This is a genomic window from Gemmatimonas phototrophica, assembly GCF_000695095.2.
GTDB lineage: Bacteria > Gemmatimonadota > Gemmatimonadetes > Gemmatimonadales > Gemmatimonadaceae > Gemmatimonas > Gemmatimonas phototrophica.
The window spans coordinates 2576319-2599721 of record NZ_CP011454.1; the positions used below are offsets into that span (position 1 = coordinate 2576319).

General features: G+C 63.8%; 20 protein-coding genes and 2 tRNA genes. 11 read left to right on the plus strand and 11 right to left on the minus strand.

Going from position 1 to position 23403, the window contains the following annotated elements; translation table 11 throughout:
* Positions 1–32 precede the first annotated feature (32 nt).
* A complete protein-coding gene (locus tag GEMMAAP_RS10955) occupies positions 33–3674 on the plus strand; it encodes a hybrid sensor histidine kinase/response regulator (RefSeq protein ID WP_026849736.1) in 3642 nt (1213 codons plus the stop codon).
* Positions 3675–3695: 21 nt separating this feature from the next.
* Here GEMMAAP_RS10955 and GEMMAAP_RS10960 read toward each other — a convergent pair whose 3' ends face one another.
* Both GEMMAAP_RS10960 and GEMMAAP_RS10965 read right to left on the minus strand, forming a co-directional pair.
* Entirely contained in the window at positions 3696–4370 is a 675-nt protein-coding gene (locus GEMMAAP_RS10960) for a YceH family protein (RefSeq protein ID WP_026849735.1), read from the minus strand.
* A gap of 110 nt (positions 4371–4480) precedes the next feature.
* Positions 4481–4554 (minus strand) — tRNA-Pro (locus tag GEMMAAP_RS10965).
* A gap of 149 nt (positions 4555–4703) precedes the next feature.
* Here GEMMAAP_RS10965 and GEMMAAP_RS10970 point away from each other — a divergent pair.
* Entirely contained in the window at positions 4704–5483 is a 780-nt protein-coding gene (locus tag GEMMAAP_RS10970) for a CsgG/HfaB family protein (RefSeq protein ID WP_053334147.1), read from the plus strand.
* A gap of 59 nt (positions 5484–5542) precedes the next feature.
* Here the strand turns inward: GEMMAAP_RS10970 and GEMMAAP_RS10975 are convergent, their stop codons facing one another.
* The 4 genes from GEMMAAP_RS10975 to GEMMAAP_RS10990 are packed head-to-tail and all read right to left on the minus strand — an operon-like array spanning position 5543 to position 11894.
* On the minus strand, positions 5543–9682 hold the full coding sequence (locus tag GEMMAAP_RS10975; RefSeq protein ID WP_238588230.1) for an ATP-binding protein: 4140 nt from the start codon (positions 9680–9682) through the stop codon (positions 5543–5545).
* Positions 9683–9706: 24 nt separating this feature from the next.
* Positions 9707–10510 carry a PPK2 family polyphosphate kinase gene (locus GEMMAAP_RS10980; RefSeq protein ID WP_238588122.1) on the minus strand — a complete coding sequence of 268 codons (804 nt, stop codon included), beginning with the start codon at positions 10508–10510 and terminating at the stop codon, positions 9707–9709.
* Between the two features lie 26 nt (positions 10511–10536).
* Complete coding sequence (locus GEMMAAP_RS10985) at positions 10537–10980, minus strand: pyridoxamine 5'-phosphate oxidase family protein (RefSeq protein ID WP_158514821.1); 444 nt, start codon at positions 10978–10980, stop codon at positions 10537–10539.
* 5 nt (positions 10981–10985) lie between these two features.
* The gene (locus GEMMAAP_RS10990; RefSeq protein WP_053334144.1) at positions 10986–11894 is read right to left on the minus strand and encodes a cation diffusion facilitator family transporter; all 909 of its coding nucleotides are present in this window, start codon (positions 11892–11894) and stop codon (positions 10986–10988) included.
* A gap of 75 nt (positions 11895–11969) precedes the next feature.
* Here GEMMAAP_RS10990 and GEMMAAP_RS10995 point away from each other — a divergent pair, with 75 nt between their 5' ends.
* Both GEMMAAP_RS10995 and mtgA read left to right on the plus strand, forming a co-directional pair.
* The gene (locus GEMMAAP_RS10995; RefSeq protein WP_026849732.1) at positions 11970–12920 is read left to right on the plus strand and encodes a lysophospholipid acyltransferase family protein; all 951 of its coding nucleotides are present in this window, start codon (positions 11970–11972) and stop codon (positions 12918–12920) included.
* A 50-nt stretch (positions 12921–12970) separates the two neighbouring features.
* Complete coding sequence (gene mtgA / locus GEMMAAP_RS11000) at positions 12971–13639, plus strand: monofunctional biosynthetic peptidoglycan transglycosylase (protein ID WP_158514822.1); 669 nt, start codon at positions 12971–12973, stop codon at positions 13637–13639.
* A gap of 7 nt (positions 13640–13646) precedes the next feature.
* Here the strand turns inward: mtgA and GEMMAAP_RS11005 are convergent, their stop codons facing one another.
* The gene (locus GEMMAAP_RS11005) at positions 13647–14426 is read right to left on the minus strand and encodes a beta-ketoacyl-ACP reductase (protein ID WP_026849731.1); all 780 of its coding nucleotides are present in this window, start codon (positions 14424–14426) and stop codon (positions 13647–13649) included.
* A 40-nt stretch (positions 14427–14466) separates the two neighbouring features.
* Here GEMMAAP_RS11005 and GEMMAAP_RS11010 point away from each other — a divergent pair, with 40 nt between their 5' ends.
* From GEMMAAP_RS11010 to GEMMAAP_RS11035, 6 genes are all read left to right on the plus strand, one after another.
* Positions 14467–16038, plus strand: coding sequence for a DUF4403 family protein (locus GEMMAAP_RS11010; RefSeq protein ID WP_158514823.1), 1572 nt, complete (start codon positions 14467–14469; stop codon positions 16036–16038).
* Between the two features lie 79 nt (positions 16039–16117).
* Positions 16118–17251, plus strand: a complete 1134-nt coding sequence (locus tag GEMMAAP_RS11015) for a hypothetical protein (protein WP_202969117.1) — start codon at positions 16118–16120, stop codon at positions 17249–17251.
* Between the two features lie 49 nt (positions 17252–17300).
* Positions 17301–18206, plus strand: a complete 906-nt coding sequence (locus tag GEMMAAP_RS11020) for a hydroxypyruvate isomerase family protein (RefSeq protein WP_026849728.1) — start codon at positions 17301–17303, stop codon at positions 18204–18206.
* A gap of 6 nt (positions 18207–18212) precedes the next feature.
* Positions 18213–18560: a hypothetical protein gene (locus GEMMAAP_RS11025; RefSeq protein ID WP_158514824.1), complete on the plus strand. Its 348-nt coding sequence runs from the start codon at positions 18213–18215 to the stop codon at positions 18558–18560.
* A 92-nt stretch (positions 18561–18652) separates the two neighbouring features.
* Positions 18653–19027, plus strand: a complete 375-nt coding sequence (locus tag GEMMAAP_RS11030) for a BlaI/MecI/CopY family transcriptional regulator (protein ID WP_026849726.1) — start codon at positions 18653–18655, stop codon at positions 19025–19027.
* The gene (locus GEMMAAP_RS11035; RefSeq protein ID WP_026849725.1) at positions 19024–20664 is read left to right on the plus strand and encodes a M56 family metallopeptidase; all 1641 of its coding nucleotides are present in this window, start codon (positions 19024–19026) and stop codon (positions 20662–20664) included. Before GEMMAAP_RS11030 ends, GEMMAAP_RS11035 begins: the two co-directional genes overlap by 4 nt.
* Positions 20665–20676: 12 nt before the next feature.
* On the opposite strand, the gene GEMMAAP_RS11040 is transcribed toward GEMMAAP_RS11035, so the two are convergent.
* A complete protein-coding gene (locus GEMMAAP_RS11040) occupies positions 20677–21072 on the minus strand; it encodes a type II toxin-antitoxin system VapC family toxin (RefSeq protein ID WP_026849724.1) in 396 nt (131 codons plus the stop codon).
* Positions 21069–21299 carry a type II toxin-antitoxin system VapB family antitoxin gene (locus tag GEMMAAP_RS11045; RefSeq protein ID WP_043580712.1) on the minus strand — a complete coding sequence of 77 codons (231 nt, stop codon included), beginning with the start codon at positions 21297–21299 and terminating at the stop codon, positions 21069–21071. Before GEMMAAP_RS11045 ends, GEMMAAP_RS11040 begins: the two co-directional genes overlap by 4 nt.
* Positions 21300–21678: 379 nt before the next feature.
* On the opposite strand from GEMMAAP_RS11045, the gene GEMMAAP_RS20565 reads away from it, so the two are divergent.
* Complete coding sequence (locus GEMMAAP_RS20565; protein ID WP_158514826.1) at positions 21679–21846, plus strand: hypothetical protein; 168 nt, start codon at positions 21679–21681, stop codon at positions 21844–21846.
* A gap of 48 nt (positions 21847–21894) precedes the next feature.
* Here GEMMAAP_RS20565 and GEMMAAP_RS11050 read toward each other — a convergent pair whose 3' ends face one another.
* A complete protein-coding gene (locus GEMMAAP_RS11050) occupies positions 21895–23076 on the minus strand; it encodes a metallophosphoesterase family protein (RefSeq protein ID WP_082821247.1) in 1182 nt (393 codons plus the stop codon).
* Positions 23077–23172: 96 nt separating this feature from the next.
* A tRNA-Gly gene (locus GEMMAAP_RS11055) sits at positions 23173–23245 on the minus strand.
* Positions 23246–23403: the final 158 nt, after the last annotated feature.

The following is a 23403-nucleotide window of genomic DNA, read 5'->3' on the forward strand; positions in this document are numbered from 1 at the left end:
TGTCTCGCACCTGCCGCGTTCATATTCCTACGGTGCGCCTCCTTCTGCAGCTCCTGAGCCGCTGTGCCCGTCGATTCGCTGGCGCGGCGCTGCCCATGTCCATGCTTGTGCCTGCAGCGAACCTGGCGCAGGCGCAGCCCGTGGCCGAAGCAATGGCGCGGGCGCCAGAGTATGTCCGCGAAGTCATTGACCCGGACCTCGGGCTCCCCGACACCTACATTGCCACTGTCGCGCAGACCCCCGATGGCTATCTGTGGCTGGGGACGCGGCGTGGTCTCGTGCGTTTTGATGGGTTGAACACCACGCTATTCGACCCGCGAAATACTCCTGCGTTACCCGCGTCCACCATCAATGCGCTCAGCGTCGACAGGACCGGGGCCCTCTGGATCTCCACCGACCGGGGGCTTGCCGTACGTGAGGGCTCGACCTTCCGACGCATTGCCGCCGACCAAATTCCTGCGGGCACCACCTGGGAGGTGGTGCGCGATCGGCGTGGGCGGGTATGGGTGTCCGGGAGTTTCGGGGTTCGCGTGGGGGATGGGACCCGCTTTACCGCGGTTCCAGGGTTCAACGAACACATTTATTCGCTCATTGAAGACCAGCGTGGACGAATCTGGATGGGAGGCCGAAAGGTGCTCGCGTCCTATGTGGAAGGGGAGACGGAGCCCGTTCGGTGGGCGCCGTCCAATCAGCTTCGCGTGTACGATATGGCGCTGGCCCCGGACGGGTCACTCTGGGTGGGAGTCCGCGAAGGGGCGCAGCAGCTCGACATCAGCGACCCGGCGCGCATCACCCTGAAAACCACGGTCAGTACGGCCAACGCCGGAGCGCTCGCACAAGTCTGGTCGATGACCATCGGCCCGAATGGCGCGCTGTGGCTGGGCACCGATACACGAGGCGTTCTTCGTTGGGACGGTGAGCAACTGCGTCCCGTCGATGCGGGCGAACGTAAAACCATCGATCCCGTCTGGTGGCTCACCCGGGACCTTCGCGGGAACGTGTGGGCCGGAACCGCGGGGGGGCTGGCTCGCTACCGGAGCTCCGCGTTTCGAACGGTAACGGCGGGGCTTTCCGCTACGAGTACATGGTCTGTTCGCGGCGATGTGAATGGCACGCCGTGGGCGTCTACGGAAGACGGGCAGGTCTCGTGGTTCGATGGGGCTCGCTGGCGACCCGTCTTCAGCGGCACCATCAATTTGGCCGCGCCCGTACTGTGGCCAACTCCCGACGGCGCCATGCTGGCCAGCGATTCGGAAGGACGCCTGCTGCGACTTACCAAGTCAGGGGTGACCGACATCAGTGCGCGCGTGGGCTTTCCGGAGGGGACCCTGCTCTCGGTGTTTCAGGACCGCGATGGGGCCATCATTGGCACGACCAGCGTGGGGCTGTTGCGGTCATCCGAAGGACGTGTCGATTCGCTCTATCGTCGCGCGGGATTGGCGGCCCGTGATGAGGCGCGGGTCATCATGCGTGACACGTCCGGACGACTGTTGATTGGCGGACGGGGACTCACCATCATCGATGATGTTGCTGTGCAGCGCATCGGGCACCGTGAAGGCCTCAGCGATACGGCCGTGTTGGCGCTACACAGCACGCCACACGCGTTGTGGATCGCCACCGCCGATTCCGGCCTGTTCGTCATGCGTGGGTCACGCGTGGTATCGCTGTCCCGTGCCAACGTACGCCTGGGCCGCGGCATCAATGGCATCATGGACGATGCGTCTGGTTATCTCTGGCTCACCACCCGCAGTGGGCTCATGCGTGCGGCGGTCGCCGAGCTGTTGCGAGCCAGTGAGGATACCACCCGATCCGTGGCTGTGCGGCAGTTCGATCGCTCCGACGGATTGCCTACGACGGATTTCAACAGTGACTACCAGAACCAGCTGTTCCGCGACAACAGTGGGCGCATCTGGCTCCCCACGTACGCCGGTCCGGTGCTGCTCACCCCCACCGCCGTCGTCGCCGATACTGTACCGCCGCAGGCGCACATTGAATCGGTACAGGTTGATGGAGTCCTGCAGCCTTTGGGTGCAGCGATCCGTCTGTCCGGGCACCCGGATCGTGTCGAGGTCACCTTTTCGGCCACCAATGCGCTGGTGCCAAGGCGCGTGCGTGCCGAGTTCCGCATTCTCGGCGTGGACAGCAGCTGGGTTGATGCCGGGCGACGCCGCACGTTGTCTTTCGGTCCGCTGGCGGGTGGACGCTATCGCGTGGAGATCCGTGTGGCAGGGGAAGATGGCGAGTGGCATCCCCGTGTTGCCTCCATCGACATCGAGGTGCCGCGAACGCTCACCGAACACGGCTGGTTCTTTCCGGCACTGACGGCAGTCGCGGGACTGCTGGTGTTTCTCTTCACCCGCATACGCTTGGCCACGGCGCGTGCTCGCGAGCGTGAGCTTTCAAATCTCGTGGCGGAACGTACTGCCGACCTCGAAGCCTCCCGCGCTGGGCTGGAGGTCAGAGTTGCCGAGCGTACCGAAGCCCTCAGCCGTGAGCTCGCGGAACGCTACAAGCTGGAACAGCGTCTGGAGAGCTCACGGCGGATGGCCAGCCTGGGACGTCTGGCGGGTGGTGTCTCTCACGAAATCAACAACGCGTTGGCCACGGTACTCGGATTTGCGCAACTCGCCCAGATGGCCTCGCGCAACGACGAGCGTGTGCACGCGGATCTCGGCGAAGTGGTCCGAGCCGGACGCCGCGCGGCCAACATCACCCATCAATTGCTGGCCTTCGCCCGTCAGCATCATTCGGCCTTGCTCCCCACGTCCCTCGAGACGGTCGTGCACGACAACCTGCGCAGCTTGCAGCAGTTGTGCGCACCCATTGCCGTAGATGTCACCGCGCAACCGTCGCTCCCGCTGGTGAACGCCGATGTGGGACAGATAGAGCAACTGCTGGTCAATCTCGTCAAGAATGCGCGGGATGCCGGCACACGCGATGGGCACATTCGCGTGAGCCTCACACGTCACACGCTCGACACCGCCAATGCCGTGGGCGATCGTGTGCTGCCGGCCGGCGAGTATGTGGTGTTATCGGTGCGTGATACCGGAACGGGTATTTCCTCGGCCACCCTCGAGCAACTCTTCGAGCCCTTCTTCACCACCAAGGAGGTCAACGAAGGCAGTGGACTCGGCCTCGCCGTCGTGCAAGGCATCGTGGGACGCCACAACGGCGCCATTGCCGTGAGCAGCGTTGAAGGGGAAGGCACCACCTTCAGTGCCTGGTTCCCTGAGCATCGTGGCGACATGCCTCCTGCGATCACCGAAGCGGAGTTGCAGGGCGGCGGTGAAACCATTTTGCTCGCGGAAGACGACGCCAGTATTCGTCGTTTCGCCACGCGCATGCTGACCGATCACGGCTATCGGGTGCTCGACGCCGAAGACGGCGCGGCGGCCATTGCGCTGGTCGGCAAGTCGATCGAAGCCATTGACCTGGTGCTCACCGACGTGTTAATGCCCAATGCCAACGGACTGGAACTCGCCCGACTCCTGCGTGCCGCTCGCCCCGATTTGCCGCTGGTGTTCATGACGGGCTACGCGGGGCTGGACGATCAAGCGCTCGCCGAACTGCGCGCCACTGGCCCAGTGCTGGCCAAGCCGTTTACACAGGAGACGCTGTTGCAGGTCGTCCAGCGCGCGCTGGAGGGACGCCGGTCTCGCGCGGGAATATCCTGACCGGTTGCTCCCTTCTGGTCTTCAGTTGAACTGTGCCTTGAACGCCGTCAGCTCAGCGCGCAATACGGCGACCTCCTGCTCAAGTGCTGTCACGCGCGACGCCAGGGACTCGGCTTGCTCCCCTGTTGCTGGCGATGCGGGAGACGACACCAACGGCTCCCCCACCATTGTCTCACGCGACCCACTAGCCTCTGTCACCTCGCCAGCGAAGAGCTGGGCGTACCGCGCTTCCTTTTGTCCGGCCCGCCGCGGCAGGCGGGTCACTAGCGAGCCCGAATCTCTCGTCAGCAGCTGCTCGAGCAACTGCTCCACATCATCCAGTCCGGTAAAGGCCGCAAGGCGTGCGGTCCGTGTATGAAGCTCGCCCAAGGTTTGTGGGCCACGCAGCATGAGCACCCCCAGCAGCGCCAGTTCACGCGTATCGAGATCGATGGCTTCATCGAGCAAATGCAGGTATTTGGTGACGCGTGAGCCCGCCGGCTGAATGGCGCGCAATAGACTACGCCGACGCAGCGTGACGATGGCGGTTCCCACCGCATCTTCGTCCAACTGCATGACCGGCTCGCGATTGGTCAGCTGATTGCAGGCCGCCACCAGCGCACTGAGCGTCAGCGGGTAGGTGTCCGGTGTCGTGGCCGCCTTTTCGATGAGCGCTCCGAGGACACGGACTTCGACGTGAGAAAGCGGAGGATGCATATAAGTGACCACTCGTCGCGGGTATGCATAGCGGTGCCGGCACTTCGCCGGGCACAAAAAACAAAACCCTCGCGACGACATAAGTCGTTGCGAGGATTTCGCTTACACAGTCGGGACGGCGGGATTCGAACCCGCGACCCCCTGAACCCCATTCAGGTGCGCTACCGGGCTGCGCTACGTCCCGTCGCGGCTGGACTACACCGCGAACAGACTGAAGAACGTAACCCGAAGACCACTCCCTGACTAGCCCCCTCGACAATCCCATGCCGGCCTCCAAAGAGGGATACGCACCGGTTCGTTTGACTTCCGCACCAGGTCTGGCAGCTTTCCCCTATGCCCACCTTCCTGCTCCTCGTGCTCGCCGCCCTCGGGTTCGCCCCCACTGCCATGTCCTCGGCGGTGGCCCCGGTCCGGAAGAGTGTCGCCGTACTCAATTTCGACAACAATACCGGCAAGGCCGATTACGATCACCTTGGCCAGGGGCTGGCGGCCATGATGACCACCGATCTGGCGGCGGTTGATGACATCCAATTACTCGAGCGCCAGCGCCTGGCCGATGTCACCAAGGAAATTGACGCCCAGCGGTCAGGCTATTTCGACTCCACCACTGCCGTCAAAGTAGGGCGCCTTACCGGCGCCGAGTACATCGTGGTCGGCGCGTTGGCCGCTGTTGATCCGCAGCTGCGTATCGATACTCGCATTGTGCGCGTGCAGACCGGCGCCATTGTGAAGAGCGCACGGGTCACCGGCAAACAGGAAGAGTTCTTCGACCTGCAGCAGCGGTTGGTGAAGCAGCTGGTGAAGGACTTGGGCATTGCCCTCACCCCCGAGAGCGAGGCCAAGCTGGACGCGCGGCAAGCCTCCAATCGCATCGACGAACTGGATGCCATGGTGCGGCTGTCGAATGCCATGAGCCTGGCCGACGCCGGCGACTATGGCTCGGCCACCATGAAGATCGCGCCGGTGGTCGCCATGTATCCGAACAGCACCTTCGTGAAAATGACCGCGGACGAGATCAAGCGACGCGCCTCGCGGGCATCAGAGACCAAAGCGAAAACCAAGATCAACGAAGGCGTCAACAAACTGATCAAGAAGAAATGGCCGCCGGCGTAACGCGGAACGCGAAACGCGTAACGCGAAACGCGCCGCACCCCGGGGACGACGCTCTCCATTCAGCGCCGCAGCGTCATTGACAGGGCCTCGTCCACCCGCTTTTTCAGCATGGCCAGTTCCACGGGTTTGAGCATCACGGCGTGGGCGCGCGCCGCTGCAATCCGCTCAGGCGTCAGCCGGTGACTGAATCCCGTGAGAATGAGCACGGGCAAGTCGCCACGCAGCGCATGAACCGCTTCGGCCAGCAGGTCCCCGGTCATCCCCGGCATCGTCTGGTCCGTGATGAGCAGATCAACCGAGGAGGGTTGCTGCTGAATGAAGTGCAGTGCCGCCTCCGGATTATTGAAGACGTGCACCAGATGGCCATAGTGCTGCAGCGCACGCTCCACCACGCTGGCCACTGCCGGCTCGTCATCGACCACCACAATGGTGGTGCCAGCATACGGACTGTCCTCGAGCACGTCGAGCATCTCCCCTCCCTCTTCGCGAGGCTCCAGGATTCCTGCGGGCTCCGGCTCGCTGGCTGACTCGTCGTCGAGCAGCGCCGTGGGGTCGAGATCCTCGTCCCAGAGCCCTTCTATGACCGCTTCCGGAAAGCGAATCTCGAAGGTAGTCCCCTGCCCCTCCTCACTGAAGACGTCGGCACGTCCCTCGTGCGACACCACAATGCCGTGCACCACGGCCATGCCCAGGCCGGTCCCTTCACCGGTAGGCTTGGTGGTGAAGAAGGGCTCGAAGATCCGGGAACGGACGTCCTCCGACATACCCTCTCCGGTATCCCGCACCTGCAACACGACCACCCGCCCACTGGGGTGCGGTTGCCCGTCCGGCACGTCACGCGATGTCAGCGACAAGGTGAGAAGACCATTGGTCTTGCTGCGCATCGCGTATTCGGCATTGGACACCAGATTCAGCAACAGCTGCTGTAATTGGGTGGGATCACCCATCATGAGATGCTGTTCTTCGGCGCCCTCAATGACCAGCTGCACCGTGCGCGGAATCATGCGCCGCAGCAAAGGCAGCAAATCGAGCAACAGGCGCGACAGATTCACATACTCACGCGTGGGTGTGGATCGCCGCGAGAACGTCAGGATCTGCCGCACGATATCGCGCGCACGATCGGAGGCGTCGAGAATGGCCCCCAGATTATCGTCGTTGCTCCGCCCGCGCTTCAGTGCGGTGCGGGCCAATTCGGCATTGCCACGAATGACGCCAAGCAGATTGTTGAAGTCGTGCGCAACGCCGCCGGCCAACGTGCCCAGCGATTCCAGCTTTTGCGCTTCCCGCACCTGTGCCTGAAACCAAGCACGCTCGGCTTCCGCCTTCCGCACTTCCGTCAGATCGCGCACCACCACGTGCTGCAACACACGATCGGCCGCTGGTACCTCCGTGATGGTGAAGTGCACGGGCACGGAAGCGTCACCCTGAGGGATGGCCCATTCCCCCGAGACGCGAACGCCCGGCGCAGTAGCCGCCTCGCCAAACAGGGATTGTACCGTCTTTCCCTCCAGACTCTCCGGAGATGTCGCTCCGAAAAGTCGTGCTGCCACCGCGTTGCCCGCCTGCACTTTGCCGTCTTCCAGCAGCAGGTGCCCATCAAGCGCCTGCTCAAAAATTGCGCGAAAGCGCCGCTCACTGTCACGCGCGCGCCGTTCACTGGCCAACAGTTGCCCGGCACTTTCGCGAATCGTGCGCACGCGCCAGCGATAGGCGATGGTGAGCAGTAACACTCCCCACAGCACATAAATGATGCGGGCGGGCCACGTCTGCCAATTGGGGGTGAGCACGGAGAAGCTGCGCTGTACCGGCCCGTACTCGCGACCGGCCCAATCGTATGCCCATACGGACAACTCGTACTTGCCGGGGGCGAGATCGTGGTAATACCGATTGGGAATATCGAGCCATTCCCCTTCCACCGGATCACTGATCACGTCGGCCGTGGGCGACGGCCACTCGGCCTTGCCGTTGAGCCGCACCCTGAATCGCGTCAGTTCTTCGCGATGAAAGGTGAGCAGCATGGGCTCAATGTGCACATCGTTTTCATCCGGCCCGAGCACATCATCCTGACCGATGGTTCTGCCGCGTGCTTCGGAGGAAATCCGCAACGTCAACCGAGCGGGCGGCAGCATCGAGGCACGCGACAGGTCGACCAGACCGACACCAAACGTCGTGCCCACCCATACGACATTGGCAGCACTGCTGGTGGCCATACTGACCACACCATTGGCTGGCAACCCGTCGGCGTCGGACACCTGGGTCAAGACCCGCCACTTGTCCGGCGTGGGCGCCGCGATATCGAAAACGGCCAAACCAGTAAACGTGGACACCGCGATCCGTCCCTCGCTCAGGCACGCCATATCCGTCACGCCGAGATTGCTCAGCACGCGGGCGAGACTCCCGGGAAGAGGCTGCCATTCGGTGTTCGTCGCGGTACGCCACAGCACCCCATGGTCACTATCCAGGGCGAAAATCCGCGACTGGCCGGCAGAGGTGGTGGTGCAGATCCGTCGGACCGCACCAAGACCGACTCCGGCCATGTTCGCCAGCGGGAACGTCTCCACCCGCACGTCATTGCCGCGCACGACCTGCACGCGTTGCCGACCGCCGAGGTAGACCACAGCGGTCGCCCCCTCGCGGCCGTCGGCCACGGCGGTGAGGGTATCCGCGATGTGAGGCCACCACGCATCCCAGCGTTCACCGCTCCAGCGCCGCACACCCTTCGTGGTGGCGGCAAGGAGTGTATTCTGGCCGTCGGGCAGCGTGACCCGCGCCATCTGGTTTACGCGAGCGCCGTCGAGTCCCTGCTCCAACCGTTCGAACCGCCCCCCACGCAGTCGCATCGGTGTGCCGTCTGCCAGCACCACAACGGCCGAAGCCGCTGCCGCAGCGGCCCCCGTAGCGCCAGGTGCGGCCAACGAGATACGCTGAATCTGGGTAATGAGTCCCTCGCCGACCGCGCGGTCCAGCGGGAACTGTTGTGTCCGACCATCGGCGGCCACATACAACACGCCCCGATCCTGCGTTCCCACCCACAAGTCGTCGCGTCCGTTGGCTCCGCGTTCCGCAAACACCGCCGAGATAAAGGACGCCGCCTGATCGTTGGGAACGTCCAGCGTTCCGGCCACGCCGTGCGAGAGGCGTACAAGATACCCGCTGCGCGAAGACGCATAGACGGCCGTGCCACCACCATGCCCCTGCACGGCCTTGAGCAACGTGATGGTTCCGTGTCGCTCCGAGATACTGGTGGGTAACGGGCGCCAGGACTCATTGCGCCAGCGTTGCACCTCGCCGTTCTTCAGCCCAACCCACAATTCATCGACGTCTCCCATGGTGGCGACCACGGCGAGCCGGTAGACATCGCGAGGCGAGTCGGGAATGCGAGAAAAGCGATCGCTCCCTGCGGCGCGGTCCAGCACAAATACGCCAGCCGAACCCGAGGCAAAGACACGACCACCGCTCGCTCCTGACTGCGGCAGAACAAACTGCACATCCGGCGACGTGAGCCCCTGTGCCGCGCCATACAAGGTCCATTGCCCCGCATGCAGTCGGGCCAGCCCGCCCAGCGAGCTGGCGGCCCACAGCTCCGGTGTGCCGTCAGCGGCAATGCCGGGCGACACCATCATGCCCAGCGGATTCATCGCGGCCGGCAACGACAGCGACACGAATCGCTCGCCGTTGTAATACGAAACGCCGCGTGACGTTCCCGCGATGACGCGCGGCGTTCCATCGATAGCGCGTGACTCGGCAAGACTGAAGACCACATCCCCAGCCAACCCGTCTGCCTGACGAAAAATCTTCCAGGCGCCCCCGCGCGGACGATACGCGAGCCCACGGCGCGTCCCCACCCATCGTCCACCATCCCCCTGCAACAGGAGCGAGCGCACTTGCTGGTTCTCGAACCCCTCGGGAAGGACTTCCCGCCGCCACTGGCCACCAACATAGGAATACACACCGTCGTCGGCGCCCAGCCAAGGCAGTCCGTTCCGGTCGAGTTCCATAGCAAACACCGTGGATGCCCTGAGCCCGGCCGCGGCGTCAATTCGCCGTTCAGCGTAGACCTGCAGTCGCTGCCCGGCGGGGATGACGTCCCACATGGATCGCCGGTCCGTGGCGGGCACTCCCTGCGCGTGGACCACCGACGGGCCACGAGCCAGCAGCGTGGCCGCAACGAGAGCACAACAGATGAACAGCGAGCGCATGGTCACGATGGGCAATGCCAACAACTATGTGAAGTTCCGCGCGGCGTCGCGCACCGCCGGCTGCATGGACGGATAGGTCGGGTGCAGCGCTTGCAGAGTGTCGACGAGCATTTGGGCCACGAGGTAATTGCGGACCGCCTTTTCATCGGACGGCACAACATACCACGGGGCGGACGGCGTGCTGCATTTGCTCAGCACATCCCGGTACGCCTCGGTGTAATCGTCCCACAACGCACGGTCGTCCAGGTCCTCCACACGGAACTTCCAGTTCTTCCGCGGATCATCCAGGCGCGAGAGCAACCGCTCGCGCTGTTCGTCCTGCGAGATGTGCAGAAAACACTTCCGGATGACCACCCCATTGGCGTGCAGCATGGACTCGAAATGATTGATCTGCTCGAAGCGCTCTTTCCAGATCGATTCCGGCGCCAGCTTGCGGACGCGCACCGCCAACACATCTTCATAGTGTGAGCGGTTGAAGACGCCGATCATGCCGCGCGGCGGCACGACCTGATGGACTCGCCAGAGAAAATCATGTCGGAGCTCCAGCGCAGTGGGCGGGCCAAACGCCGCAACACGTACGCCGGTAGGATTGAACGCCCCGTACACGCTCTTGATGACGCCATCTTTCCCCGACGCGTCACGCCCCTGCAGAATGAGCAGGAGGGAGTGACGGCCATCAGCGTGAAAGGCGTCCTGCAGATCAGTCAGCTGCGTCAGCAGCTCACGCGTCAGCGCCTCGAGTTCCTTCTTGTCCGGTGCCCCGTCAACGCGCGCCGCCTTGTTCCCAAGAGGGACCCGCTCGGAGCCCTCCACGGCATGCAGTCGCAACTCATTGTGTGAACCGCCGTTCGCCATCAGCGCTTCCCGGAGTGTGCGGAGCGCCCCTGCATGTCTTCGGCAGGCAGCATGAACACGAGGTCACGATCTGGCGTGGGATCGTTGGGACCGAAAGCCTCGGGCACAAGGGATCGAACTACCTGCACCCCCAGTGCGAACCGCTCCTGATCCTGCACACTGCCGTCCGGATCAGGAAATTCCACGCGACCGTGCACCACCACGCTCTGCCAGGTGAACAACGCGTCGACTTTATCCACTTCAAACGCGACCCAGGGATGGTGTGCGAGAATTTGCACTTTGGTGCCGTGCTGGGTACGCCCCCAGATGTAGCCTTCATGATACACGTAGTGCACGGGTTCAATATCCACCCGGTCACGGAACGTAAAGGCGAGACGCCCAACGTTCTGTGAGGCGAGCAGCGCCTGGCACTCTGGCGTGGTCAGCACGGAAAATGTCGGCATGGACATCATGAGACCTCCCGGGGTTCGAACGGCTCCATGTGAATGAGTACACCGGCTGCCGCAGGTATTCGCTGGCGAATCGCCGACTTTACCCGTCCGGACAGAATATGTGCATCGTGCAACGACATGGTGGGCTCTGCCTGCACGTGGATATCCACGTAGAAGGCCGTGCCGGTCTTGCGGATCTTGAGCTTTTCAATCGCCATGACACCGCTGGTAGCCAGCGCGGCCGACGAGATCTGATCATGGATCAGCGGTGCCGGTGCCCGATCCATAAGATCACTGAATGCGGTACGCAGCAAGAGCGTCCCATTGATGACGATGATGCCGGCGGCGACGAGCGCCGCCCAATCATCGGCGGGCTCCCATCCGGGGCCGCCCAGGATGGCAACGGTCACCCCGATGAACGCCGCCGCCGATGTGATGGCATCGGCACGATGATGCCAGCCATCGGCCGCGACGGCCACACTGCCACTGGCCTCGCTGGCCCGGAGCACGCGCTTGGCCAGCACCTCTTTCACCACGATGACGCCGGCCAGAACCGCGAGGGTCCAGGGGGCTGGCGCATGGTGTGGAGTGCGAATTTCCTGAATGGCTTCAATCGCGATGCCGACCGCCGCCCCGAGCATCAGCACCGCCACCACGGCGCCTGCCAACGCCTCCGCCCGGCCATAGCCAAAGGGATAACGCTCGTCGGGATCCCGACTGGCAATCCGCAGCCCGCTCCAGACCACCAGCGAACCAACCATATCCGTACCGCTTTCAATGGCATCGGCCACCAAAGCGTAGGCATTGCCCAACAATCCAGCCACCAGTTTCACAATGGCCAGCAGGGCGTTGATGGCCAGACCGACCTGCGCGAGCCGTTGCGACGCCTGCGCGTCAACGACCACTGGAGTGGGCAAAGATGTCATCACCGGAAATATGGCCCCTCGCGCCCCCCATCGTGACAGGGAGAACGCGACGAAACCGGGTTAGATTCCCCGATCATGAGCACGCCAGCCAGTGGCCCACCCGCGGCCCCCTCGCATACCCTGTCGCATCGGGCAGAGTATTTCGCGACTCGCCTCGCCGTTGGCGCCCTCAACCTGCTGGGCTGGCGAGGGGCCAGTTGGGTTGGCGCCCGCCTCGCGCGCCTGGCCTACCGCCCGTTTGGAATTCGCGCCGGCGTGGTGGAGCGGCAGATTGCCGCCGCCTTCCCGGACCTCTCGCGGGAGGCCGTGCTGGATCTCGCCGCTCGCTCGTACGAAAGCCTCGGGCGCACGTCCATCGAAACCGCCATTCTTCCCGGCACGTCACGCGAGGCCATTCTGGCGCGCGTGGAACGGGTGGAAGGATGGCACTACGTGGAGGAGGCGCTCGCCAAAGGGCGTGGCATCATTGCGGTAACCGGGCACCTCGGCAACTGGGAGTTTGCCGGCGCTTATGTGGCCGCCCGAGGCGTTCCCATTGATGCCGTGACTCGTGGCGCGGCCAACAAACTCTTCGAGGCATACGTCACGAAGACGCGGGAAGGCATTGGCATGTCGGTGATCCACGACAAGGACGCCGTGCGACGTGCCCCACGCGCACTGCGGGAGAATCACCTCGTCGCTCTGGTGGCCGACCATGATGCGCTGGGGTTGGCCAGTACCTTCGTCCCCTTCTTCGGGCGGCCGGCCAAAACCCCGCGCGGCCCTGCGGTCTTTGCGCTGCGCTTTGATTCGCCCGTGCTCTTCATGACCGGCGTTCGCCAACCCAGCGGGCGGTACGCCTTCATTGTCAAACCCGTGGACGTCGCACTCACCGGCGACCGCGAGGTGGATGTCGAGGCCATCGTGCTGCGGTACACGCAGATGCTCGAAGAGATGGTCCGCGAGTATCCCGATCAGTATTTCTGGCAGCATCGACGGTGGCGCCGACAGCCCCCTGACACCCCTCCGCACCTGCGCGAGCCCTGATGCGTCTCCCGTTTACCGCTCAGACCGATCGCCCGGTACGGTCCTGGCCTGTGCGCATCGCGCGTGCATTGCTGCTGCTTGCCGTTGCCCCTATCCCGCTCATCCTGCTGTTCGCCGTCATCAACCCGCCCGTCACCATGGTGATGCTGGGGCGCGTCGTGCAGCGGGTGGGCGCCGGTGAGCGCCCGTATTGGCCAGCGCACACTCCCATCGCCCGCAGCGACATGACGCCGTCCGTGCGTCGGGCGGTGTTGGCGTCGGAAGATGACCGGTTCTATCTGCACAACGGCATTGATTTTGTGGAACTCAACAATGCCCTCGATCGCCGCAAACGCGGGGGCAAGTTGCGCGGTGCCAGTACGCTCACCCAGCAGGTGGCCAAGAACATCTTCCTCTGGAACGGACGCTCCTTCATCCGCAAAGGCATGGAGGCCTATCTCACGGTCCTGCTGGAAATTTTCCTCACCAAAGAGCGTCTGCTCGACCTGTATCTCAATCTGGCCGAGTGGGGCCCCAATCAGTTTGGCATCGAGGCCGGTGCGCAGCACCATTTCCGCAAGAGCGCCTCGCGCCTGACGCGCGACGAGGCCGCCCGGATGGCCGCCATTCTGCCGTCCCCTCGCAAATGGTCGCCGCGTGGCCCCATTGCCAGTCGTCGCGTCGGCGCCATTCTGGGACGCATGCAATACGCCGCGCCGCGCACCGAAGAAGTGAAGTAGCGCGACGTCAGGTTCCGATCACGAGGCCACCATCCACGGTCAACACGGCCCCGTTGATGAACGCGGCCTGATCGGACACGAGGAAACAATAGGCATTCGCCACATCCTCCGGTGAACCGAGCCGACCGACCGGGGTATGCGCCTGCATCCCCTCGAGTGCGGCCGCGGGCATCTTGGCGGTCATTTCGGTAGCAATGAACCCAGGGGCCACGGCGTTCACGGTAATGCCGCGCTTTCCCAGCTCGCGTGCCCACACCTTGGTCATGCCAATGACGCCGGCTTTGGTCGCCACATAGTTGGTCTGTCCGAAGTTGCCGTTCAGGGCAACCACCGACGAGGCGTTCACGATACGGCCGCCGCCGCGCTGCACCAGATACGGCACCACGGCCTGCGTGCAGTTGAAGACCCCTTTGAGGTTCACGTCAATCACCGCGTCAAAGTCCGCCTCGCTCATGCCACCGCTCGCGGCGCCATCCTTGACCTTGACCAACTGTGCGTCCCTGGTAATGCCGGCGTTGTTGATGAGCACGTCAATCCCGCCACACGCCGCAACGGTCTGCGCGACCGCTGCTTCCACGCTGGCGCGGTTTGTGACATCAGTAGCAATAAACAGGGCCCGATGCCCGGCATCGGTGAGTTCGGCCACAACGCGTGCGCCAGCGTCAGGAACACGGTCCCAGATGACCACGTGAGCTCCGCTGGCGGCCAGACGCCGCGCGGTTGCCACGCCAATTCCGTTTGCGCCGCCCGTCACAATCGCGACGCGTGAGGTAAGTTCGATATGCATGCTGCGAAAACCTATGGACCGACCTGAGGCGTGCAATAGCATGTCTGGTGTTCATCCGATATTGGCAGTATTGGCAGCCCCGCGTCGCGCCACGGCGCACCGCGGCTGTCATGACTCGCGTGACGTCCGTCGCCGCGGCCTGCGCTTGCTGAGGCACATCAGCGCGCTGCTGCTGTTGCTCGGCTGCGGCAGTGACGCCACGGTTGCACCCGCCATTCCGCGCGCGCGCCCCGGCACCTGGACCGCCCCTGTGCTGCCGAGCATGCCACCGTCCGTGGTAGATGCTCCTGTCACGTATGCCATTGAACCGTTGCTCAAGGCTCTGGAGGCGGAGGTGCCTCGCACCTTCGGGAATCTTGAGAAGCGCCTTCCTATCGATGGCCGCAAGTCGGTGGCCTACACCGCGACGCGCACACCTTTTGCCGTGGGTTTTGAAGACGGTCGCCTCACCCTGGCCACCACGCTGTCGTACAAAGCGCGTGGCTACTTCCGCCCCCTGATTGGCCCTACGGTCTCGGCGGGCTGCGGCACCGATGATGCCACCCCTCCTCGCGTTCGACTCGTACTGAGGAGTGACCTGCGGATCGATTCGTCCTGGCAACTGGTGACACGCACGCGTGTGGCTTCCCTGACGCCTGCCACGACCACCGAACGTGACGCCTGCAAGGTGACGTTTCTGCAGCTCGATGTCACCGATCAGGTCGTTCGGTCGGTGCGGCCACTGGTGGAGCGGCAGCTGCCGCGTGTGGATCGCCGGATGGCCCGGGTGGATGTCAGGCGACGGGTGGCACGCTGGTATGCCCAATTGCAGAAGAACTTCCGCATCACCGACAGCTTGTGGCTGCAGCTGATGCCCGGCAGTGTGGCGCTGGGCGATATCACGCTCGATGACAGCCAGCTGGTGGCCAATATTCGACTCCGTGCGACGCCTCGACTGGTGAGTGGCGAGAAGCCGGCGGAACTGCTCCGCCCGCTGCCATCGCTCAACCGTGCCGCGTCCGACGTTGGCGACAGCGTGCACCTCAACATCGAAGGGCTGCTGGATTATCAGGACGCGGGAGCCATCCTAACCAAGAAGCTGGCGGGGCGCCGTGTGCGGCGCATGGGCCGCACCGCAACGGTAGAGCACATCAACTTTACCCCTCTGGGTGACGGGCGGGTGGTGCTGACGGCGACGTTGGGTGGATCGTTACGGGGGAATCTCTATTTGGTAGGCACGCCGCAGCTCGACACGGTGGCGCGCGCCCTGGTGGTGCCCGACCTCGACTTTGACGTGGCGACCAGCGATGCCCTGGTTCGCGGTGTGACGTGGTTCAAACGCGACGATCTGGTGCAGTGGCTGCGGCAAGGGGCACGCTTTCCACTGGATAACATTCTTGAACGCACCCGGCTCAAAGTTGAAGAAGCCCTGAACCGTGACCTCACCGACGGGGTACGACTGTCCGGCGCCGTGCAAACGGGCCGATTGGTTGATGTGCTGGTCCATCCGCGGTGGCTCGTGATTCGCGCCGTGGCGGCAGGTACGCTGGCGCTTGATGTCGATCGCCCAATCAAGCGCAGCCGCGGGGCCACCGTTCGCGCACGCACCGATAGCGTCAATGAACGCCGTTGACCAATCCGCCACGGGTCCATGCGGTATAGCACGACTCGTCCCCTTTGATGCTCCCCTGCGCTCCGTTAATCTCCGCGCCATGCATTCATTCGTTTCTCCCCGAATTGTGACCGCGCTCCGCGCCGCGCTGGCCGGATTCATCGTGCTGGGCACCGCCGCACTGTTCACAGGCAGTGCCATTGCGCCGTGGCCAGTGCTGGCGCAAGCGTCGCCGAACGCGACGTCGGCCGGCACAGGTAAGGCGAAGAAAGCCACCTCCGCCAAGAAAACGTCGTCGGCGAAAGCCAACGGCGCAGCGTCCCAAGACACCGGCACGGTTGTGAAGCGGCCGGTCGGCGCCCTCGGCCCGCAGTCCGGTGATCGGCACCTCGCCTACAAGGGAGCGGGCAGCGATCTCGATTCGCTCTGGCCGCCCAAAATTCCGGCACCGCTTCCCGGCTCCATCCTTCCCGCCAAGCGCGTGATTGCGTTTTACGGGAATCCCCGGTCCACGCGCATGGGCATCCTCGGAGAGTTCGCCCCCGACGAGATGCTGCGAAAGCTCGACCGCGAAGTGGCGGAGTGGAATCGACTGGACCCGCAGCACCCGGTGCAGCCGGCCTTGCATCTGATTGCCGTGGTGGCGGCGGGTGACAAGGGGTTTGACGGCAAATATCGCAACCGCATGGACAGCACCCTCATAGAGCAGGTGTATGGCTGGGCGAAAAGCCGCAACGCCATCATGTTCATCGATGTGCAAGTGGGGTTGAGCACGCTGCAGCAGGAACTGCCGTTGCTGGAGCGATTCCTCAAGCGGCCGGATGTGCATTTGGGCATCGATCCGGAGTTCTCCATGAAGGACGGATCGCGCCCCGGCAAGAAGATCGGCACCTACGATGCCGCCGATGTGAACTACGCGTCGCGCTTTCTCGCGGAGTTGGTGGACAAGTACAAGTTGCCGCCCAAGATGCTCGTCATTCACCGGTTTACGCGCAAAGGCGTGACCAATGCCGACAAGATCCGCCTCGATCCCAAGGTGCAGATTGTCATGCATATGGATGGCTTTGGCGCCCCGTGGCTCAAGCGTGACTCCTTCTACAGCTACATCAAGAAGGAGCCCGTGCAGTTTGCCGGCTGGAAGCAGTTTACCAAGGCCAAGAATGACAAGCCGACCACCCCGCGAGAGGAAATCTTGCGCTTGTGGCCGCAGCCGCTGTACATCCAGATCCAGTAGACTCGGCGCCGACGCGTCGCAGGCCTCCCCCTTTCCCTGGAAGCGACGCATGCTCCGTCGTGAAACCGATTCGAATGTCTCGCGCCGTGATGCGCTGACAACCTTGGGGGCTACGGCCATGGCCGGCGCGCTGCACGGGGTCATCCCTTCATCGACATCGGCCATGTCCGCGCCAATAATCGCCTCCCCTGCCCCGACGGCCGGCCGCCTCCGGCAATCGGTTGCGCGGTGGTGCTTTTCTCGCACGCCCATTGCGGAGCTGTGCACGACGGCCAAGCAGGTGGGACTGGTGGGCATCGATCTGCTGGGGCCGGAGGAGTGGAATGTTCCCAAGCAGTTCGGGCTGGAGTGCACCATGGGGAACAGCTTTGGCACCATTCCGGTGGGCTTCAATAGACCGGCCAATCACGACAAACTCGTGGCCGATGGCGAAGCCTACATTCCGAAGGCGGCAGCAGCCGGTGTGACCAAGGTGGTCGTCTTCAGCGGGAATCGTGACGGCATGAGTGATGGCGAAGGCATTGCCAACTGCATTGCCGGACTCAAGCGACTCATGCCCACCGCACAGCAGCACGGGGTGGTGTTGTGCATGGAAATGCTGAACAGCAAAGTGGACCACAAGGACTATCACGCCGACCACACCGCGTGGGCCGTGGAAGTGGCCAAGGGCGTGAACAGCCCCAGCTTCCGATTGCTGTACGACATCTACCACATGCAGGTCATGGAAGGTGATGTCATGGCGACCATCAAGGCCAACCTGCCATGGATTGCGCACTTCCACACGGCGGGCGTGCCTGGGCGCAACGAAATTGATGGCGCACAGGAGCTCAACTACCGCGGCATTGCCCAGTACATCGCGGGCACGAGCTACACTGGTGTCTTCGCGCATGAGTTCATCCCCACGCGCGACGGTGTGGCGTCGCTGACTGACGCGGTCGCCCTTTGCACCGTGTGATGGAGCGTGCCCGGTGACCGGCCCATGTCGGTAGACGTGCACGAAGTCACGGAGCTAGCGGGATACCAAACCGTATTCCGTCAGCTCATCCAAAAATCCGTGGAAGAACGCCGCGGGAGCATGGACATGGGTTTCGATTTCCATCGCGGCTGGAACGGGGGCTGGCGGTGCCGCGTCACGGCCCCCAGCGGCGCGGCCCTCGACTTTGCCCTCTTGCTGCTGGAGGGCGTGACGCCGGTTGCGGTTCCGGTGCCCATGCCCCAGGGCTGGCGGTCACGCGGCGTGGCCGCCGCCGACGGCCGTCGCCTCACCAGTACCTCCGACGGCGCACTGGAACTGATCAGCACGCCCTGATCTCCGGGAGCTACTGAAAAGACAGTTGACAAAATCCTCGCCCTATCTCATACTACTGAAGAACCCGTACTTAACTCTCAGTAGGCACGACGATGAGCGATCTGCACTTCCCGCCCCGCGAACTCGGGGTCATGTCTGTCCTCTGGAAACTCGGCTCGGCCACCGTGGCCGAAGTGCGCGACCATCTCGACGAAGAGTTGGCGTACACCTCGGTCCTTTCGGCGCTGCAGACGCTCGAGAAAAAGGGATATGTGCGCCCGGAGGCCGAAGGGCGGGCGTACCGCTACTTCCCCACCGTCGCGGCGGAAAACGCCGGACGCAGCGCCATCAGTCGGATCAAGGATTCCATCTTTCAGGGGTCGGCCGATCGCATGTTTGCGCAGCTCGTGTCCGACAAGAAAGTGAGTCGCGCCGAGCTTGAGCGCATGCGTGCCATGCTCCGCGAACGGCTGGAGGACGACGCATGAACGCCGCCACATTCGCGCCGCAGGTAGCCGCCTGGATGACCGTCTCGGTGCTGCTCTCCGCAGTGCTGGCCGTCGCCGCAATCGTAATGCACCGCCTCGCTCGTGGGGCGTTTCCCACGCGTCTGGTGTGGAGCGTTGCGCTGGGCACCACCGTGGTACTGGTGGCCACACAGCCACTGCGACGCGCCGATCCCATAACAGTGCCGGTGGTGACCGCCCGCGACGTCGTGGTGCCATCGCTCACGGTGGAGCCCCGCAACGAGTGGCCCACGGTGAGCGAGCTGGCCACCGGCGCACTTCGCATCGCGCAACAACAGGTCACAACGCTCGCCACGACAACCGCCACCGTCGTGCGAACATGGCCCGTGCCGCGGCAATGGGGACTGCTCCTGCTTTGGCCGCTCACCAGCGTGAGTGTGCTGCTGATTGGCGCGTGGAGCTATCGTCGGCAGCGCCACACGGTACAGGGGGCCACGGTCACTTCCCTGGAAGGATACGCGGTCCATGTGACCCCCAACGTTGGCCCGGCCGTCTTTGGGACGCGGCGCCCCAGTGTGGTGGTCCCGGCGTGGCTGCTGTCCCGCCCGGCCGACGAACAGCGATTGGTGGTCCAGCATGAGCAGGCGCATATCGCCGCGCACGATCCGCTGCTGCTGCTGTCGGGGTGCGTTGCGGTGGCCTTTGTGCCCTGGAACCCGGTGGTGTGGTACCTGCTCTCGCGGTTGCGGCTGGCCATCGAGTTGGACTGCGATGCCCGTGTGCTCGCCGCCGGTGCGTCCACTCGTCGCTACGGCGAATTGCTCATTGATCTTTCCGCGGCCTCGGCGCCGCTCCAGATGTTCACCGGCGCTCCCGCCTTCTCACACCGCGCCACTCATCTTGAACGGAGAATCCGCAACATGACCGATCGCCCTGGCACCCTGCGCACCACCCGTCGTTTCATGGCGGTCGCCCTCACGTCGGGCGCGCTGCTCGCGGCCTGTGGCGCCGAGTTGCCCACGAGTGCGGAACTGGAAGGGATGGACGTGACGGCCGCCCAGCAGCGCGCGGAGAAATTGTCTGCTCCGGCAGCGGTCACGGAGTATGTGATTGATGGCAAGGCGGCAACGGCGGTTGACGCGAAGGCCATTCTCGCCGAACGCATTGCGACCATCAACATCCGCAAGAAGTCGCGCGATGCCAACGTCGTTTCCATAACGACACGCGATGCCTCCGGCAAGTTTGCAGCGACCGAAGTTAATGCCTCCAAGGCGACGGGCACCGTTGAGGTTCCCGTGGAGGGTCTCGTGTTCCGGGCAACAGGAACGGGTCGCGAAGAAGTGCTGATTGGCACCAAGGTGTCTGGCACCGTTGACGGCGTCGAATTCCGAGCCGACTCAGCCGTGCTTCTTCGCGCGGACGGAACGAAAGGCGACACGACGAGCGCGCTTCGCTTGGGCCGTGCCGTCAGCTTGAGCGGTTCCGTTCAGCCCTCTGACGTCCTGATCTTTGTTGACGGCGTGAAGGCGACCGAGGCGGCCATGAAGATGTCCCCCGATCGAATTCAAAGCATCGAAGTGATCAAGGGGGCCGCGGCCGAGAAACTCTATGGCCCCGAAGGAGCCAAGGGCGTGATCCGCATTACCACCAAGAAGTAAGCGCGCTCGACGTCAGAACGAGACGCGCTCGATGTCGGTGCGGGCGAGACCGTCGGTGCCAACGGCCAAGAGCGGCTCGCCCAGCTCCACCGCCAGCGCGTAGGCCAGACAATCGCCGAGCGTCAGCGATGCCACATGCCGCCCGGGCCCATAGGTTCGGGCGGCTTCGCGTGCCCGGTGAGACTGGGTCTCGCTCACGGGAACCACTACGGCATCGAGCTCACGCAGCAGGGCGTCGAGTTCGAGATCGGAGCCCCCCATGCGCTCGGCCAACAGGGCCATGGCGGCTTCAACGACCGTGGCCGAAGAGACCGCCCGCACCGGGCTGCGCATAATGGCGGTGTGCAAGCGTGAGGCATCCGGGCTGTTCTGCCACAGCGCCTGCAGGGCGGAGAGGGTGAGGATCATGGCGTCCCTCCGTTGGCGGCCGACGCTTCGGGAAAGCTGCGGATGCGCTCCTGGATGCGCTCAATGCGGGCCCAGGACCGTTCCACCGATCCCAGCTTACGCAGCTTTTCGCGGGTAAGCCGTTCGCGGACGGCGTGATGGATTGCGTCGGTGATGCTCTCGCCGGTCAGGTCGGCTAACTCACGTACCAGTCGCTCGGCGTCGGCACTTTTGATGTTGATGGCCATGTAAAGAAGTATCGACCGCATTCCACCGTTCCTTAACGGGCCCAATCGTTCCGCTTCCGGCACAAAACCGTCTCCCTGGGACAAACCCCGGTATTTGCGGGCCGAAACGCTTGACTTTTTTCGCGCCAACGCCGATCCTGCGTATCATGACCGCGGCACATTTCTCGTCGGCGCGACTTCTTGGCCTTCTCCCCGTCGGCGTTACGATTCCCGTAACGGCGATTCTTGTAGTACTTAGCACTCGGGAGCTGGGCCGCACCGTCGTCAGCATGTGACGCACACCGCCGCCCCTCCCGAGATCACACGGGAGGCGGTGACCTGGTAAAAAAGCCAAGGCCCCTCCCACGGAGGGGCCTTCTTCGTACCAGGAGCCTTTCTCATGTTCATGCCTTTCGATCGTATGCAGCAGCCGTCTCGTCATTCGCATTACACGCCCATGCCCGATGCGACCGGGACCCCGTTCACCCAGCGTACCACGCCAGACGGCGCCCGTCCCAATACGGCCGACAGCCGGGACTTCCGCGACCAGGCCGACGGTGCACCGTAAGGCGTCCGCCGGCCGGCCCCTCCGCCCTTGGGCGGCTCGTCGTGCGAGTCAGCGCGCAGGCACAGGGTCAATGAGGGAGATACGTGGGCGCTTGTAAGGCTGGTGTTTGGTCCCCCAGTCTACGCCCACGTACTCCACGGACATCTCCGCCCCGTCTACGGTGATCACCAGGAAGTGATACGGATTGTCACGTTGCCGGGTACCGGGACGGACGAGCTGCTTGATCTTCACTCCACGTCCACCTGACGTGGACCGGTACCGCCCCAGATCAGGCTGTCCGGCGTACGTGTAAATGGGCGCGCCACCGCCGCCACTGACAATCTGATCCATGCGCTGCCATTGACCCGACGCGTCGCGGTAGCGCTCAATCCAATGCTCAAACAGATGTTCGTGACCGGTGAGCAAAAGCCCGACGCGATATTGGCGGAAGAGGGGCAGATAGAACTGGCGCACCTGTTCCGTGGGACGCTCCACGATGGGACCGCCGTGGGGACCCGAGGAGAGTGGCGGATGGTGAAAGAACACCACCACATGCGGATACCGCGTACGATCGAGCTGGGCCAGCTGCGACTTCACCCACGCGTACTGTGTACTGTCGCTGGCAATGTTGGAATCGAAGGCGAGCACGAAGGTGTTGCCGTAGCCAAACGCGTAGGTGGGGTAGCCGCTCAATCGTCGGGTGGCATTGTCGGGCGGAATGAGCTGCCCCATGGCGCGCAGATAGTTTTGCAGCCCTTCCTGGCGTCCAGGTGATGACAGGGCCGCGGCCGTGGTGACGTCATGGTTTCCCGGCGCCAGAAAGTACGGAACGCCCCCAATGGTGGTGACGCGGTTGATCAGCCCAATGAAGCTCACGTTCCACTGCGACGCCTCGCGGCCATCGACTACCGCGTCTCCGCTCTGCAACACGAAGCGAATGGCATCAGGGGTGCCTTCGCGCTCGCGAATGGCGCGGAGCATGGCATCCACGACAATGCTGTGCTCTTGCTGCTCGGCCACCCCATCGCGTCGGCCCCGTGTGTCGCCATACGCAATAAAGGAAAAGCGTGTCTGCCCGGCGCTTTGTGCCTCTGGGGGCAGCGGGTGGGTAGGCGCCGCGATCGCGCGGACGGTATCAGAGCGGCAGCAGGCCGGTGCACTCTGCGCGTGTGCTGGTGCCGAGAGTACGGCGAGTAACCCAAGCAGCGCGGCGGGCGCCGAGGCGACGCGAGAGTATAGATGAGCGATCATGTCTCAAGTGGCATCCGACCGCAGAATGCCGCAAGTCGCGGAGGGCACGAGAAACGCCCCACAACGGAGAGGTTGCGGGGCGTTTCTTTATGTCAGAGCGGGCGACCGGACTCGAACCGGCGACGTCCAGCTTGGGAAGCTGGCATTCTACCAACTGAATTACGCCCGCGATGTGAAGGGAAGCTAGCTGGGGGCACCGGCCCTGACAACAGGGACGGCCACCCGTGATCATATCCGGACCCAGGGACGGGGCTTTTCCGGCCGACACATCGTTACCAACCGCCGTGCCGTAACCATGGATAGCCCTCCACCAATGCACCGGACCGC